At 71.4% G+C, this 14,282-nt stretch carries 17 protein-coding genes and 1 tRNA gene; 6 read left to right on the top strand and 12 right to left on the bottom strand.

The window, feature by feature from the left end; translation table 11 throughout:
* Nucleotides 1–18: 18 nt before the first annotated feature.
* Together ASD10_RS18070 and ASD10_RS18065 are read right to left on the bottom strand one after the other, a co-directional pair.
* Entirely contained in the window at nucleotides 19–1,683 is a 1,665-nt protein-coding gene (locus tag ASD10_RS18070) for a hypothetical protein (protein ID WP_056612394.1), read from the bottom strand.
* Nucleotides 1,680–2,114, bottom strand: coding sequence for a TadE/TadG family type IV pilus assembly protein (locus ASD10_RS18065; RefSeq protein WP_056612392.1), 435 nt, complete (start codon nucleotides 2,112–2,114; stop codon nucleotides 1,680–1,682). Before ASD10_RS18065 ends, ASD10_RS18070 begins: the two co-directional genes overlap by 4 nt.
* Before the next feature lie 364 nt (nucleotides 2,115–2,478).
* On the opposite strand from ASD10_RS18065, the gene ASD10_RS18060 reads away from it, so the two are divergent.
* The 6 genes from ASD10_RS18060 to ASD10_RS18035 all read left to right on the top strand — a co-directional run bounded on the left by ASD10_RS18060 (nucleotide 2,479) and on the right by ASD10_RS18035 (nucleotide 7,887).
* Nucleotides 2,479–2,667, top strand: a complete 189-nt coding sequence (locus ASD10_RS18060; protein WP_056612391.1) for a hypothetical protein — start codon at nucleotides 2,479–2,481, stop codon at nucleotides 2,665–2,667.
* Nucleotides 2,668–2,765: 98 nt separating this feature from the next.
* Nucleotides 2,766–3,470, top strand: a complete 705-nt coding sequence (locus ASD10_RS18055; protein ID WP_056612390.1) for a Flp pilus assembly protein CpaB — start codon at nucleotides 2,766–2,768, stop codon at nucleotides 3,468–3,470.
* The gene (locus ASD10_RS18050; protein WP_056612387.1) at nucleotides 3,467–4,606 is read left to right on the top strand and encodes an AAA family ATPase; all 1,140 of its coding nucleotides are present in this window, start codon (nucleotides 3,467–3,469) and stop codon (nucleotides 4,604–4,606) included. Before ASD10_RS18055 ends, ASD10_RS18050 begins: the two co-directional genes overlap by 4 nt.
* A complete protein-coding gene (locus ASD10_RS18045) occupies nucleotides 4,603–6,087 on the top strand; it encodes a CpaF family protein (protein WP_082556403.1) in 1,485 nt (494 codons plus the stop codon). Before ASD10_RS18050 ends, ASD10_RS18045 begins: the two co-directional genes overlap by 4 nt.
* 1 nt (nucleotide 6,088) lies before the next feature.
* Complete coding sequence (locus ASD10_RS18040) at nucleotides 6,089–7,018, top strand: type II secretion system F family protein (protein ID WP_056612373.1); 930 nt, start codon at nucleotides 6,089–6,091, stop codon at nucleotides 7,016–7,018.
* Entirely contained in the window at nucleotides 7,018–7,887 is an 870-nt protein-coding gene (locus ASD10_RS18035) for a type II secretion system F family protein (RefSeq protein ID WP_056612372.1), read from the top strand. The genes ASD10_RS18040 and ASD10_RS18035 overlap by 1 nt, the downstream gene beginning before the upstream one ends.
* A gap of 18 nt (nucleotides 7,888–7,905) precedes the next feature.
* On the opposite strand, the gene ASD10_RS18030 is transcribed toward ASD10_RS18035, so the two are convergent.
* The 10 genes from ASD10_RS18030 to moaC all read right to left on the bottom strand — a co-directional run bounded on the left by ASD10_RS18030 (nucleotide 7,906) and on the right by moaC (nucleotide 14,260).
* Entirely contained in the window at nucleotides 7,906–8,196 is a 291-nt protein-coding gene (locus ASD10_RS18030) for a hypothetical protein (protein ID WP_056612371.1), read from the bottom strand.
* A complete protein-coding gene (locus ASD10_RS18025; RefSeq protein ID WP_056612370.1) occupies nucleotides 8,196–8,801 on the bottom strand; it encodes a hypothetical protein in 606 nt (201 codons plus the stop codon). Before ASD10_RS18025 ends, ASD10_RS18030 begins: the two co-directional genes overlap by 1 nt.
* The gene (locus tag ASD10_RS18020) at nucleotides 8,798–10,063 is read right to left on the bottom strand and encodes a hypothetical protein (protein WP_056612368.1); all 1,266 of its coding nucleotides are present in this window, start codon (nucleotides 10,061–10,063) and stop codon (nucleotides 8,798–8,800) included. Before ASD10_RS18020 ends, ASD10_RS18025 begins: the two co-directional genes overlap by 4 nt.
* Nucleotides 10,060–10,830 carry an ABC transporter ATP-binding protein gene (locus tag ASD10_RS18015; RefSeq protein WP_056612366.1) on the bottom strand — a complete coding sequence of 257 codons (771 nt, stop codon included), beginning with the start codon at nucleotides 10,828–10,830 and terminating at the stop codon, nucleotides 10,060–10,062. The genes ASD10_RS18020 and ASD10_RS18015 overlap by 4 nt, the downstream gene beginning before the upstream one ends.
* A 9-nt stretch (nucleotides 10,831–10,839) precedes the next feature.
* Nucleotides 10,840–11,322: a hypothetical protein gene (locus ASD10_RS18010; protein ID WP_056612365.1), complete on the bottom strand. Its 483-nt coding sequence runs from the start codon at nucleotides 11,320–11,322 to the stop codon at nucleotides 10,840–10,842.
* A gap of 199 nt (nucleotides 11,323–11,521) precedes the next feature.
* A tRNA-Ala gene (locus ASD10_RS18005) sits at nucleotides 11,522–11,597 on the bottom strand.
* 69 nt (nucleotides 11,598–11,666) lie between these two features.
* Nucleotides 11,667–12,581 carry a hypothetical protein gene (locus ASD10_RS18000; protein WP_056612364.1) on the bottom strand — a complete coding sequence of 305 codons (915 nt, stop codon included), beginning with the start codon at nucleotides 12,579–12,581 and terminating at the stop codon, nucleotides 11,667–11,669.
* A gap of 92 nt (nucleotides 12,582–12,673) precedes the next feature.
* Entirely contained in the window at nucleotides 12,674–13,276 is a 603-nt protein-coding gene (locus ASD10_RS17995; protein ID WP_056612359.1) for a GNAT family N-acetyltransferase, read from the bottom strand.
* Between the two features lie 10 nt (nucleotides 13,277–13,286).
* Nucleotides 13,287–13,790, bottom strand: coding sequence for a molybdenum cofactor biosynthesis protein B (locus tag ASD10_RS17990; protein ID WP_056612356.1), 504 nt, complete (start codon nucleotides 13,788–13,790; stop codon nucleotides 13,287–13,289).
* The gene (moaC, locus tag ASD10_RS17985) at nucleotides 13,787–14,260 is read right to left on the bottom strand and encodes a cyclic pyranopterin monophosphate synthase MoaC (RefSeq protein WP_200938368.1); all 474 of its coding nucleotides are present in this window, start codon (nucleotides 14,258–14,260) and stop codon (nucleotides 13,787–13,789) included. Before moaC ends, ASD10_RS17990 begins: the two co-directional genes overlap by 4 nt.
* Between the last annotated feature and the right edge of the window lie 22 nt (nucleotides 14,261–14,282).

Raw genomic sequence — 14,282 nt, 5'->3', positions numbered from 1 at the left:
AAAGTGACGTGGCAATGGTCACTTGCGGAGCCCGAAGACGCTGCACGTGCTCATCTTGTCGAGCGTCACGGCTGCACCGTTGAGCGAGAGACCGAGGCCCGCGAGCCCCGTGTTGAGCGCCGTCGTCAGCTGCGAACCCAGATTCACGCCTCCCCCGTTGAGGATCACCGCGGAGGTCTTCCCCGAGTTCGAGAGCAGCGTGGCGAGGCTGACCGGGCCGACGAGGTCGGAGCCGACGCCGCCCACGTGGTTCCAGGTGCTGGGCGACTGCGTGAACGTGTGGGTCGACGTCGAGGCCAACGCCTGGGGCAGGCCGACCTGCACCTGCAGCAGCGGGCTCAGCACCTCGAGGCTCAACGAACCGTTGGTTGCCGATGTCGTCGTCGAGACCGACACGTCCGGGCTCGGCTCGCACGCGTTGACGGCCGTCACCTTGGTGGTGGCGCTGACGGCCCCCAGCACGAGCTTGAACCGCAGGACGTCCATGCCGTCGCTGCCCCAGCTGCCGCCCAGGGTCGACAGCAGGGAACCCACCAGACCGCCCAGCGCGCACACGAGGTCGAGGGCGCCGCACTTCTTGTACTTCGGCACCGACAGCGTGACGTTGGCCTCGAGCGACACCTGCGACGACGTGACCTCCGAGCCGGCACCGCCGCAGACGGTCTTGGGAGGGTTGACGACCGTCGCCTTGAGACTCGTGATCGCGAAGCCGGGCACCGTCACACCGAGCTGCTTGAGATCGACGACGTGCGCACCGTCGAAGGCCATCACCGTGCCGGTCAGGAGGTCGAAGACGTTGACGTCACCCGACAGCACCGCGGCGCTGTTGCCCACTCCGAGCTGCAGGAGCTCGCCAAGCTTGATCGTCTCGGAGATGCCGGCGGAGCCGCTGACGGACGCGATCCGATTGAGCTCCGAGACGACCCCGGTCGCGGCACCGCCTGGCTGCTTCTCGAGCACGCGGACGGCCGCGCTGGCCAGGCTGCCGAGCGTCACGTCGGCGTCGAGGGGCGACGACGGGTTGGCGACGTTGAGCTCGGCGACGAGCTGGGCCAGCGGGACGCTGACGCTCTTGATCGCCACCAGGCCGGCGCTGGAGAAGACCGCCGCGGACGTCGGCGCGATCTCGTTGAGGAAGTTCGACAGGGGCGTGCCGCCGGCCGACGTGTCGAGCGCTGCGAGGTAGGAGCCGGCCGTGATGCAGGCCGAACGGGGCTGGCGCGCGGCGATCGCGGTCCGCCGTGGCTTCGCGGGGTCGCTGCCGGGCCACAGGCGTATCGAGCTGACGCCCGAGGCGCTGACCCGGACCGCGTTCGGGTACTCGGCCCCGCCGGCGTCCCGGAGCCACGTGCCGTCGGCCTTGGCCATGCCGAACGTGACGACGACGTCGGAGTCGGCGACCGTCGCGGCCACCGACGGGCGGTTGCGAGCCAACGTCGCGGCCAGAGCGGACGTGTAGGCGCTCGACGCCTTGATCTGGTCGGTCGTCTTCGAGCCGTCGATGACGGTCGACACGTCCATCGCCGTCGTGTCGGCCAACGACTGCATGTCGGTGCGGACGATGCGATCGATGCCGAGGTCGACGACGAAGGCCGCGACGACCATCAGGACCGTCGTGATGAGGACCGTGAAGACCATGATCGCGCCGCGCTCGTCGCGCGGGGCCCGGTGCGGGCGCCTCACTGCGACACCCGGGCGGACGACACGTACGTCAGGGCCGACGGGTACAGGGCGCCCGGCACGAACGGCATCGACCCCGTGACCTGGTGATCACGGTAGTTGTACGTCAGGCGCACGGTGACGCACTTCTTGTCACCGTCGCACGTGGTGGGAGCGCTGACCGAGCACGTGCCGGCTGCGACCCCCTTGCGGCTCAGCACCCCGCCTGCGCACGTGACGTCGGCCTGCGCTCCGAGGGTCCCGTTGATCGCGGCCAGCGCATCGCTCGTGCGTGCCGACGTCGTGGCGTTGAGCGGCTGCACGGCGGCCGCCCGCGCGCCCTCGGTCGCCGCCTGGCTGAGTGCCTGACGGAAGCTGAACATCGTGCCCATGCCGATCAGCAGGAAGATCAGGAACAGGAAGAACGGCAGCACCAGCACGAACTCGATGGTCACCGCTCCCCGGTCGGCCTCCTGCGACCGACGATTCCTCCGCTGCATCCGCATCTCCCTCAGCCCTCCCAAGCCGGGCACCCCGACCTCGGGCGCGTAGTCCCACAGTAGGGATGAAGGTCCCTACCTGGCGGTGGAATGCGTGATCTGAGCCACAAAGACCATGTCGGCGGGTCAACGCGGACAGGGGGTCATAGTTCTTTCGAACTATCTTTGGCGGGACTTTGGTCTTTTTGTCCCGAATCCTGTTGCAGACCTCTCCGGCAGGTCTAACTTCTTCTCAAGCGCTTCCGCTCGGAGGCGCTCAGGGAGTGGCGCTGAGGGGCGCCAACTAGGGAGAGGGAGTGTGATCCACATGTGGTCACCCATGCACACCATCGCGTTCGTCAAGTCGGTCCTGTTCCAGGCTGCGGAGTCTCGTGAGGAGCGCGGGGCCGCGTTCACCGAGTACGTCGTGCTGCTCGGCGCGGTCGTCGCCTTCGTCCTCGCGGTCGGATTCGGCCTGATCCAGACCGGCCTGACCAGCAGGATCACCGACATCGCCGGCAAGATCTAGACCAGCACCAGCTCGTGTCAGCGGGTCGTCTCTCGGGAGGCGCCCGCTGACGCGTGCTTTCACGACAGCACCGCAACCGTGAGGGTGGTTGAGCACGCGTGAACATCAACAAGCGAGTCGTCGCCGCGATCGCCGCGGTCGTCCTGGCGCTGCTGGGGATCGTGAGTCTCGTCGCCTACGTCAACGACGCCGACGACCGGGCCTTCGAGGGCACCGAGCTCGTGCCGGCGATCCGGGTCGTCAGCGACGTACCTGCCGGCACCGAGGCGTCCGGTCTCGGCGATGCCGTCGAGACCGTCCAGCTGCCGAAGGCGGCGGTGCCCGACACGGCCGTGACGACGCTCGACGACGTCGCGGGTCTGGTCACGACGTCCGCGCTGGTTCCCGGCGAGGTGCTCGTGTCCGGTCGGTTCGGAGACACCGCGGACGGCTCGGGCGCCGACGACGGCAAGGGCGTCGAGGTGCCGAAGGGCATGCAGGAGATCACGATCAAGGTCGCCGCGGTGCGCGCCCTCGGCGGGACGCTGAAGGCCGGCGACACCGTCGGCGTGGCCGCGAGCTACGACGCCGAGCGCCAGACCAACTTCGCGGTCAACAAGGTGCTGGTGCTGTCGAGCAAGGGGGTCGCCGGGATCGGTGCGGACGGTGCCACCGACGAGTACGAGGTACGTCTGGCCGTCATGTCGCTCGACGCCGAGAAGATCGTCCACACCGCCGAGTTCGGACGCATCTACCTGACCAAGCAGGGCGACGACGCAGAGATCGACCGCCGCCTCGTGACCGCGGACGGCGTCCTGAAGTGAGCACCGTCCTGCTCGTCGCGGTCGACCCGGCGTTCGGGGAGCGGGTCTCCTCGCTCCCCGGGCACCGGGTCGTCTCCGCTGACCGGCAGGCAGACCTCTCGCCGTCCGACGAGCCGAGGTCGGACCTCCACCCCGATGTCGTCTTCGTCGGATCAGGCGTCTCGGAGGAGCGGGCGCTCACCTACGCGCGCAACGTGCTGGCCGACTGGCCCGATCTCGTCATGGTGCTGGTGGCGCCGCCGACCCGCGGCGTCGCCCGTCGGGCCGCCAAGGCGGGCTTCGCTCACGTGATCGATCCCGCCACGGACGCCGCCGACCTGGCGCGACTGGTCGACGGCGAGACCCGGGACCCCGAGCAGGGCACCGTCGCGTCGGTCGCACCCCGGGTCGTCGTCGTGGCCTCGCCGAAGGGCGGCGTGGGCAAGACCACGACGGCGGTGAACCTGACGGCCGTCCTGGCGGCGGCGGCTCCGTGGGAGGTCGTGCTGATCGACCTCGACCTGCAGTTCGGCGACGTCGCCTCGATGCTCGACCTGCGACCCGAGCACACCGTCGTCGACGCGTTCGCCTCCGAGGGCGTCGACTCGATGTACGTGCGCACGTTGCTGTCGACCCACGCCGAGGGCTTCTACGTGCTGTGCGGCGCGACCGGCCCGGCCGACTGCGCCGACGTCACGGGCGACCAGATCCGCAAGCTCGTCAGCCAGCTGTCCGCCTCGTTCCGCTACGTCGTCGTCGACACGTCGGCCGGGCTCCTGGAGGAGACGCTCTCGAGCCTCGAGGAGGCCTCCGACGTCGTCATGGTGACGGCGCTGGACGTCGCGACGCTGCGATCGGCCCGCAAGGCCCTCGACGTCCTCGGCGACCTCGGGCTGCTCCCATCGGGACGTCACGTGCTGCTCAACCGCGCCGACCGACGGGCCGGGCTCTCCGTCCGCGACGCCGAGCGCATGCTCGGGCTGCCGATCACGACCGTCGTGCCGATGTCGGACCGGATCGCGCTGGCCGCCAACCACGGCCAGCTGGCCGTCGGGACGAAGAGGAACCCCCTCCGCAAGCCGTTGCAGGTCCTGACCGCCGAGATCACGGAGTCCAGGACCGTCCACCACACCCACCGAGGGGAGAAGCTCTCATGAGTCTCGCCGACCGCATCGCCGCCAAGCACCGCCAGGAACCCGGCCACCCCGCCCCTCCCCTGGTTGACACGCCGCCAGCGCGTCAGCACTCCTCCACCTCGCCGCGTGCGCCTCAGACGTCGTCGGACCTCGGGTCGACCACCGTGCTGGCACCTCCGCGTCCGCCGGTCCGGACCGCCACGACAGCAACGGCCCCTGCCCCCGCCCCCGTCACGGACGGCCTCGCGCAGACCAAGGCCCGCGTGCTGTCGGTGCTGTACGAGCGCATCGGCTCGCGCATCAACGATCCCGACCTGACCGAGGCCCAGCTGCACGACCTCGTGCGCTCGGAGCTCGCGAAGGTCGTCGATGACGAGCGCCTCGTGCTGGCCCCCGGCGAGCGACGCACCGTCCTGCAGGAGCTCGAGGACGACGCCCTCGGCCTCGGCCCCCTGCAGCGCCTGCTGGAGGACCCGACCGTCACCGAGATCATGGTCAACGGCCACGACACGATCTACGTCGAGCGCAACGGCATCACGCTGTCGGGACTGCGCTTCACCGACGAGGACCACCTGCGGCGCGTCATCGAGCGCATCGTCGCGCGCGTCGGACGCCGCATCGACGAGTCGTCGCCGCTGGTGGACGCCCGCCTGCAGGACGGATCACGGGTCAACGCGGTCATCCCGCCGCTCGCCGTCAACGGGTCCTCCCTGACGATCCGCAAGTTCTCCGACACCCCGTTCACGGTGGACGACCTGATCTCGTTCGGCTCGTTCAGCCCACGGCTCGCCGAGTTCTTCCGCCAATGCGTCGAGGCGAAGCTCAACATCCTCGTGTCGGGCGGCACCGGAACCGGCAAGACGACGATGCTCAACGTGCTGTCGTCGTTCATCCCCGCGACCGAACGCATCGTCACGATCGAGGACGCCGTCGAGCTCAAGCTGCAGCAGGACCACGTCGTGACCCTCGAGAGCCGACCCCCGAACATCGAGGGCAACGGCGAGGTGACGATCCGCGACCTGGTGCGCAACTCGCTGCGCATGCGACCCGATCGCATCATCGTCGGCGAGTGCCGCGGTGGCGAGGCGCTCGACATGCTGCAGGCCATGAACACGGGGCATGAGGGGTCGATCTCGACCCTGCACGCCAACAGCCCGCGCGACGCGCTCGCCCGTCTGGAGACGCTCGTGCTGATGGCCGGGATGGAGCTGCCGCTGCGAGCCATCCGCGAGCAGACCGCGTCGGCGATCGACCTCGTCATCCAGATCCAGCGCATGCGCGACGGCAGCCGCCGGGTCACGCACGTGACCGAGGTGATCGGCATGGAGGGCGACATCGTGACGCTGCAGGACGCCTTCGTGTTCGACCACTCACAGGGTCTCGACGAGAACGGCCGTCCACGGGGCGAGGCACGACCGACCGGGCTGCGGCCGCGCTTCCTCGACCGGTTCGACGAAGCCGGCGTGCCGTACGACCTCTCGATGTTCGACCCGGCGGCCTGACGTGTTCGCCGCAGGTGTGCTGTTCGTGCTGCTCGCACTGGCCCTGGTCGTGTACCTCCTGACCGCGCCTCCCGCGCCGCGCGTGCCGGTGGAACGACGCCTCGCCCCGGGCGAGGTGCGAACCTCCCCGCTCGAGACGCTCGTCGAGCACATGGAGGCGACGGTCGACCGGGTGCTGCGCAGCCGGGGCTGGAACCCCTTCCCGAGCCGCGACCTCGAGATGGCCGGCATCCGGATGCAGCAGTCGAGCTTCGCGACGGCCGTCATCGCGACCGCAGTGGTCGTCTCCATGCTGGGCTACGTGCTCGGCGGCGTGCTGGTCGGGCTGCTGCTGGGTGCGCTGGTGCCCTTCGGCGCGCGTGTCGTGATCGGCTCTCGCAAGCGCAAGCGACAGGAGGCCTTCGCCGACCAGCTCGAGTCGACGCTCGAGGTCATCTCGTCGGCCCTGCGCGCCGGGCACAGTCTGCCGAGCGCGCTCGACACCGTCTCCGCCGATGCCCAGAGCCCCACGGCCGAGGAGTTCGCGCGCATCGTGAACGAGGGCCGGCTGGGGCTCGACACCGTCGACGCGATGCGCGAGACAGCGACCCGCATGCGCAGCGAGGACTTCGGTTGGATCACCGACGCCGTCGCGATCCAGCGCGACACCGGCGGCAACCTCAGTGAGGTGCTCGACCGCGTCGGCGAGACGATCCGTGAGCGCAACACCCTCGCCAAGCAGGTGCGCGCGATCTCAGCGGAAGGTCGAGCGTCGGCGAAGGTCATGATGGCGCTGCCGATCGTGATGGCCGCGTTCATGTTCTGGCGGAACCCGAGCACGTTCACGCCCCTGTTCACGACCGGGACCGGCCAGCTGCTGGTGGGCGTCTCCGGGGTGCTCTACGTCGTCGGGTACTTCTGGATCGGCAAGCTCGTGGATGTGAAGGTCTGATGCTGCTTCTCGGAACCGCGCTGATCATGGGCGCCTGCACGCTCCTGTTCGTCAGTCTGGGACTCACCGTGCCCCGGCCCGCAGCCACCTCGGGCGCGACGTGGCGACGTGCACGGCCCTCGGGGTCGGCAGCGATCTTCGTCGACAACGACGTCGAGTCGCTCGGGCGCCTGAGGATGCTGACGGTGCCGCTGCTCGTGCGTCGCGCCGAGCGCAACATCGCACTGTCCGGGCACCGGGCCGGCTGGACGCTCCGACGGTTGATGCTGGTCAAGACCGTGGCCGCGACCGTCGCAGCCGTCCTGACGATGTCGCTGTGGGCCGCGAGTCCCTCGGGCCGGGGACTCGCCCTGTCGATCGTCGTCACGGGCGCGGCGTTCTTCTACCCCGATCTCTGGCTGAGCTCGCGGGCCAAGGAGCGGCAGCTGGCCTTGGAGCGCGAGCTTCCGGACCTGCTCGACCAGGTCATCATCGCGATCGAGTCGGGCATGAGCTTCGAGGGCGCTCTCGGTCGCGTCGGCGAACGAGGATCGGGGCCGCTGGCCCAGGAGTTCATGCGGACCCTGCAGGACATGCGGCTCGGCATGTCACGCCGGGCCGCCTACAACGCCTTGGCCGATCGGACGACTATCCCCGATCTCAAGCGCTTCTGCACGCAGATCATCCAGGCCGAGGAGTTCGGCGTCTCGACCGCGACCCTGGTGCGCAACCTCGCCGCCGAGATGCGCATCAAGCGGCGCTTCCGCGCCGAGGAGACGGCGCAGAAGCTGCCGGTCAAGATGATCTTCCCCTTGGTGTCCTGCTTCTTTCCTGTGCTGTTCGTCGTCATCCTGTTCCCCGCCTTCTACGGGATCGGCCAGAATCTCTGACCTCGAGCGGGGTGACGATCAGCCGATCAGGCGGATCCTGAGGCGCCGCCAGAAGCCGGAGGCCTCGGCCAGGCGCCGCCGACGCTCGGCGCGGCGGGCGTCCTCGTGGGCGCCGGCACCGGCGAACGAGGCGGCCCCGATGGCGTCGCCGACGGCGCCGGAGCCGTGGCCCGAGCCGATCGAGCCCGCCGCAGCGGCCAGGCCTGTCAGGGTGGCGAAGCACTGCTCGCACAGGGGCCGGCCGGTGGGCGAGACCTTGCTCGCGCGGCGGACTCCGCACTCGGCGCAGGTGTTGATCGTGGTTGCCATCATGGCTCCTTCGGCGAGCTCGGTCGGGGAGGATGTCGTGGGCGTCGGAGGGCGGACGCCGGCTCGCCGGCGGCACAGGCGGCCAGCGCCACCAGCCACCAGACGGCCGAGATCGCCAGCGCGGCCGGGCCGGCCGAGGCGCTGACCAGATCGGGGCCCGTGCCACCGGCCGCCACGCTCGTCAGCCCGATCGCGAGCAGCGCCTGCGGCGCCCAGGCGTGCGCGCCCACCAGCCGGACGGCCACGAGCCCGCACCCGCACAGCGCAAACGTCCAGGCCGCGACGGGCGTCGCGATCGGGCGGTCCAGCATGACCACGGCACCCGAGAGCGCCAGGGCGGTGGACGTCAGGCCTGCCGCCAGACGGAACCGTCGCGTGAAGCGCGCCGACTGGCGCTCGAGCTGGGTGTGCGAGGTCGAGGCCACCGGCAGCGAGAACAGGGCCATGAGCGACGGCAGGCAGATCCACAACGGCGTCGACCGCACGCCCAGCGGCAGCTCGACGCTGACCTGCGCCCAGTGGCGCAGGGCCACGGCTGCGACGACGCAGGCCACGGCCGCGGGCACCACACCATGCCGCCTGGCCCACAGCTCGAGCTCGATCACTCGACACCCGGCGGCAGGGCCACGGCGTCGAGATCACACGACAGCAGCTGGCCGTAGGTGCGACGGATCCAGTCGGCCTGGGCAGCGGTCGTCCGCGACAGCCACACGTGCCCGGGCTCGGCGGCGAAGGCAGCCAGCGGCTCGGCCCCCGTGCGCAGGAGGATCCATTGCTGCAGGAGTCGCTGCGCGTCGAAGAGTGCCTGTGGGGGCGGGGTCGAGCCCGTGTACTGGGGACAGCCGGCGGGGGTCGTCAGGTACGCAGCGACCGGCGCCGGTGACGGCGACCGGTTGAGCGCCTCGGACTCGATGAACAGCGGACCGGCGTCGCGGGCCAGGGCACGCCCCGGCACCACCTGCCGGTAGCGGTCGACGAGCGGCACGCCGACCTGCCGCAGGGGGCGCGCCGCCTCGTGCAACGCCTGAGCCAGCGGCTCGAGTCGGCGCGAGGTCTGCTCGGCCAGGCACACCCGGGGACGCTCCCCGCGGCACTCGTACGAGATGACCGCCGAGGTGCGCTGCAGCCGGTCGGACGGACCGACGCTCAGCACGACGTACGTCGCCGCGAACCCGGCGGAGCCGAGGGCCAGCACGAGGCGCGCGACACGAGGGCGGACCGGGCTGTCGGACAGGACCAGCGCTCCTGCGACCGCGACGACCGCGAGCACCAGCCCCGCCGCGACGACCAGGGCGAGGACGGGGTTCCAGGTCAGGCCCAGCAGGCTGCCGGTCGAGCCGCCGACCCGCAGGTACGGCGGCACGGTGCCGCCACTGGCCAGGTAGGTGCCGGCGAACAGCACGACCACCGAGCTGGGCGCGGCGAAGAGGGCGGGCAGCGCCAGCCCGACGCCGGCGCCGACCGAGGCGCTGGCCAGCAGCATCAGCAACGCCAGCGGGACGGTGCGCAGGTCGGGGAGCCCGCCGGCGCCCACGATCAGGTTCATCACCAGGACGATGGCCAGACCCCCGAGCTGCACGGCGCAGCCGACCGCGGCGTTCGCCGCCGTCAGCAGCACCGAGCTCAGCGCGCCGCGCGGCACGGACCGCAACAACCCGCGCACCCGGCTGCCACGCCACGTCGACACGTCGAAGGCCGCGCATCCCGCGACGAGCGGGCCGAGCAGGATCGTGGCGCCGTTGGCCCAGTCGACCGACCAGTTCCACTCGCCCCACCACGGCGTTCCGCGGGAGAAGATCGCGTACAGCTCCGCGACCACCAGCACCGGCACGGCCGTGAACGCGGCCGATCGCCGCACGAGCGTCATGCCCGCCCACCGTGGCCGACCAGGTCGAGGAATCCACGCTCGAGGGCCGAGCCGTGGACGCCCTCGCCCGGGGCGACCCGCGCTGCGATCGTGCCGGCGTCACCGTCGAAGACGACCCTGCCGGCGTCGAGCACCAGGATGCGGTCGGCGAGGTAGCCGATGTCCTCGACGATGTGGCTCGCCAGGACGACGCTGCGGGTGCGCCCGATCTGCTCGATGAGGTCGCGCACCTCGGCCCGCTGGTGCGGGTCGAGCCCCGCCGTGGACTCGTCGAGCAGGACGATCGCGGGATCGGCCAGGAGCGCCTGCGCGATCGCGGCACGCCGCAGCATGCCGCCGGACAGGTCGCCCATGCGCGACCGGAGGCGATCGTCGAGGCCCACCAGCGCACTGGCCCGCACGACCGCCTCCTCGCGCCCCGCCCGCGGGACGTCGCGCATCCACGCCATGTACCGCAGGAAGTCGCGCAGCGAGAACCGTCGCGGGAACTCGAGCTCCTGCGGCACCAGGCCGATCCGCGAGACGGCACCGCGCCGCGTCGCGTGATCGTAGGGATCGCTCCCCCCGACCGACACCGACCCCTCGGACGGCACGCACGTGCCGGCCGCGATGCTCAGCAGCGTCGACTTGCCGGCACCGTTGACCCCGAGGATGCCCGTGACACCCACGCCGATCCGCAGGTCGACCGAGGTCAGGGCCTGCAGCGATCCGTACCGGTGCCCGATCGCGCTGAACCGCAGCGGGACGTCGGGAGCGGGAGCGATCATCGACGGCCCCTAGTACGAGAAGGAGCGGTAGACCCAGCTGGAGCACGGGTCGCCGGAGTAGGCCTGGTCCTCGCAGACGTGGATCGCCCCGCGGGACTGGCTGGCCTTGGCCGACAGCGCGTCGGACACCGTCTCGGAGACCCACGTGCCGGAGGTCGTGCGTCCCGTCTCGTCGCCGCCGGCGTACACCCACTGCTCGCGGCAGCCGTCGGCGCCGCCCGAGCACGCGTACTGGTACAGGTAGAAGTCGGTGTCGACGTAGACGCCGTTGCCGCCGGCCTTGTAGTCCTTGCGGGTCGTCGCGTTCTTGGCGTAGGAGCCGTTGGAGTTGTAGTAGTTGCCGTAGGCGGCGCCTCGCGTGGAGCCGCCCTCCTTGACCTTGAGCGGGTCGGACTGCGAGTACCACGTGGCCGCCATGGCGGGCTGCGCCACGGCCAGGAGCGCCACGGAACCTGCCGCGACGGCACCGATCCTGCGCGAGAGAGACATCATCTGATCACCTGTCTGTCGAGGGGTGTCCAGGGTGGACGGACCCCGATTGCTACGTAAGAGTAGCGACGGGGTCCGACGTCGTCCAGACCCCGACGACGGCCTGTGGATGGCCGACGCGGGTCCCGGAGGCGGTGGGCACGACGAACGACGCGGCGCCCGGGTCGATGACCCGGGCGCCGCGTGGTGCTGCTACTTCTGGTGGTGGAGCATAGGAGATTCGAACTCCTGACCTCTTCGATGCGAACGAAGCGCGCTACCAACTGCGCCAATGCCCCAGGGTCGTGCTGATCGTGCTGGTGGTTCGTGCTCCCGCGAGCGGGTGCTCCGCAACTTTATCAGGCGCGTCAGTGACCGACCGCGCGGCGGTGCTCACCGGTGTCGTCGGACCGCGACGGCAGCTCGACGTCCTCGCCCTCGATGTGCCCCGAGGTCCACGTGTGGGGCTGCGAGAAGTCGATCGTCCGCACCGTGCGACCCGCCCGCGGCTTGGTGACGTACGTCGGCAGCGTGACGGGCAGCGGGTCCCAGAGGGCCTCGCCCGCGGTGGAGACCGACGGGACGGCGATGACGATCTTGTCGTCGAGCGCGTCGGCCTCGAGGGCGACGTCCTCCATGACGTGCTTGCGACCGGGGTCGATGTCCTCGAACTGGCCGGACACGATGACGGTGTCCTCCTCGACCGCGGCGGACGACGACGAGCGCTGGGCCTTGGCCTTCGCCCGCGGGGCCTTGGCCTTGGGGGCCTTGACGACGGCCGCGCCGGCCCGCTTGAGCCGTCCGAGCCGGAGGCGTGGCACCGAGATGCGACGCACGACCGAGCCGAGCCGACCGGAGCCGGCGACGCCGCGCTCACGGCGCACCTGCACGCGGCAGGCCACGAGCCAGGCCACGACGAGGGCGACGGGGGCCGCGATCCAGGGCAGGGCGATGACGCCGAAGCCGACGACGCCGCCCACGACGACGGTCAGGGCCAGCAGGGTCAACAGGGTCCGACGGCGGCGGGCGGCAGCCAGACGTGCTGCCGGGCGGTCGGCGCTGCGGGGTGCCGGACGCGTCACGGCCGGCTCGGCCGCCACGGCGGCGGTCTCGACCGCGGGCGCCGACTGCTGGCGGGGACGGTTCACGACCCTGCTGAGCGATCCGGTGGCCTCGACCGACGCGCTCTTGCTGGCCTCGTCGTACCGGCGCAGCATGAGCGGGATGAAGTACGCCGCCCACACGACCACGACGAACGCGATGATCAGACCACTACTGTGCACGATGGAAACGGTAGGCCGTCGAGACCTCGTTGGGCCGCACGCGGGGCCGTGTGTCGCCTGAGAACTTGTGTGGCCGGTGGGACGGACCGGGATCAGGCGGGTCCGGGGGCCGGGTCGAGCCGCGCGACGAGCCCCTCGGGCACGTCCTCGGCCAGGATCTGGAACACGCGGTGGTCGCGCCAGTGGCCCGCGATGTGCAGGTACGCCTTGGCGACGCCGACCTCGGTGAACCCCAGCTTCTCGACGACGCGCAGGCTCGCGGCGTTCTCGGGGCGGATCGAGATCTCGATGCGGTGCAGGCCGACGGTCTGCAGCAGGTGGTCGCAGACCAGCGCGACCGCGGTCGGCGTGACCCCACGGCCCGCGTGCGTCCGCGAGACCCAGTAGCCCATGCTGGCCCAGCGCGCCGACCCCCACGTGATGCCGTTGACCGTCAGCATGCCGACGACCTCGCCGTCCCACGTCACCGCGAACGGCATGACCTGGCCGAGCCGGGCGCGCCGGCGCAGCGAGCCGATCATGCCGACGTAGGACGTCGCGGCCGGCCCCGCCTCGCGCGGCAGCGTCGCCTCCCACGGTCCCAGCCAGTCGGCGTTGGCGGCGCGCAGGCGCGACCAGGTGCGCGCGTCGCGGCGGCGCAGCGGACGCACGCCGACCGGACCCCGGCCGAGCACGACCGGCCAGCCCGCGCTCACGCGGCACCGCTCACGACGTGCTGCCCGGGTGGTCGCCGCCCCGCAGCTGGTCGACCGCGTGCGGCAGGACGTCCGCGAGCACCGCGAGACCGTCCTTGACCCCGCCCCGCGAGCCCGGCAGGTTGACCACGACCGCCGTGCCGGCGACGCCCGCGAGCCCGCGCGACAGCACCGCGGTCGGCACTCCCTTCGCGACGCCCTCGGCACGCAGGGCCTCGGCGACGCCCGGCAGCTCGCGGTCGAGGTGCGGGCGGGTGGCCTCGGGCGTGCGGTCGGTCGGGTTGATGCCGGTGCCCCCGGTCGTCACCACGGCCGCGACGCCCGACGCCAGCGCCTCGCCGATCGCGACGCCCACGGGATCACCGTCGTGCACCACCACCGCGTCGCCGACCTCGAACCCCCACGAGCGCAGGGTCTCGACGATCAGGGGGCCGGTCTCGTCGGCGTACACGCCGTCGGCCGCCCGGTTGGAGGCCACGACCACGGCGGCCGAGGCGGGACGCGGGGACGTCATGGACGCCGCCAGTCGCCACTCTTGCCGCCGGACTTCGCGACGACCTCGATGTCGGTGATGCGCGCGAGCTTGTCGACGGCCTTGACCATGTCGACGACCGTCAGCGCGGCGACGCCGACCGCGGTCAAGGCCTCCATCTCGACGCCGGTGCGGTCGGCCGTGCGGACCGTCGCCTCGATGCGGACCCCGTCGTCGTCGACGGTCAGGTCGACCTCGACGCCGCCGATCGCGAGGGGGTGGCACAGGGGGATCAGGTCGGGCGTGCGCTTGGTGGCCATGATGCCGGCGATGCGGGCGACCGCCAGGGCGTCGCCCTTCGGCACGCCCTCGCCGCGCAGCAGGGCGACGACCTCGGCGCTGACGTCGACCCGTCCGCGCGCCGTGGCGGTGCGCGCCGTGACGGCCTTGGTGGTGACGTCCACCATGCGGGCGGCACCCGTCTCGTCGACGTGCGTCAGGCGGTCGGCCACGACGGTCCCGTCGTCCGGTGCG

Origin of the sequence: Aeromicrobium sp. Root472D3 (assembly GCF_001426485.1) — a bacterium.
Taxonomy (GTDB): Bacteria; Actinomycetota; Actinomycetes; order Propionibacteriales; family Nocardioidaceae; genus Aeromicrobium.
This window is presented reverse-complemented; position numbering and strand designations above follow the sequence as displayed.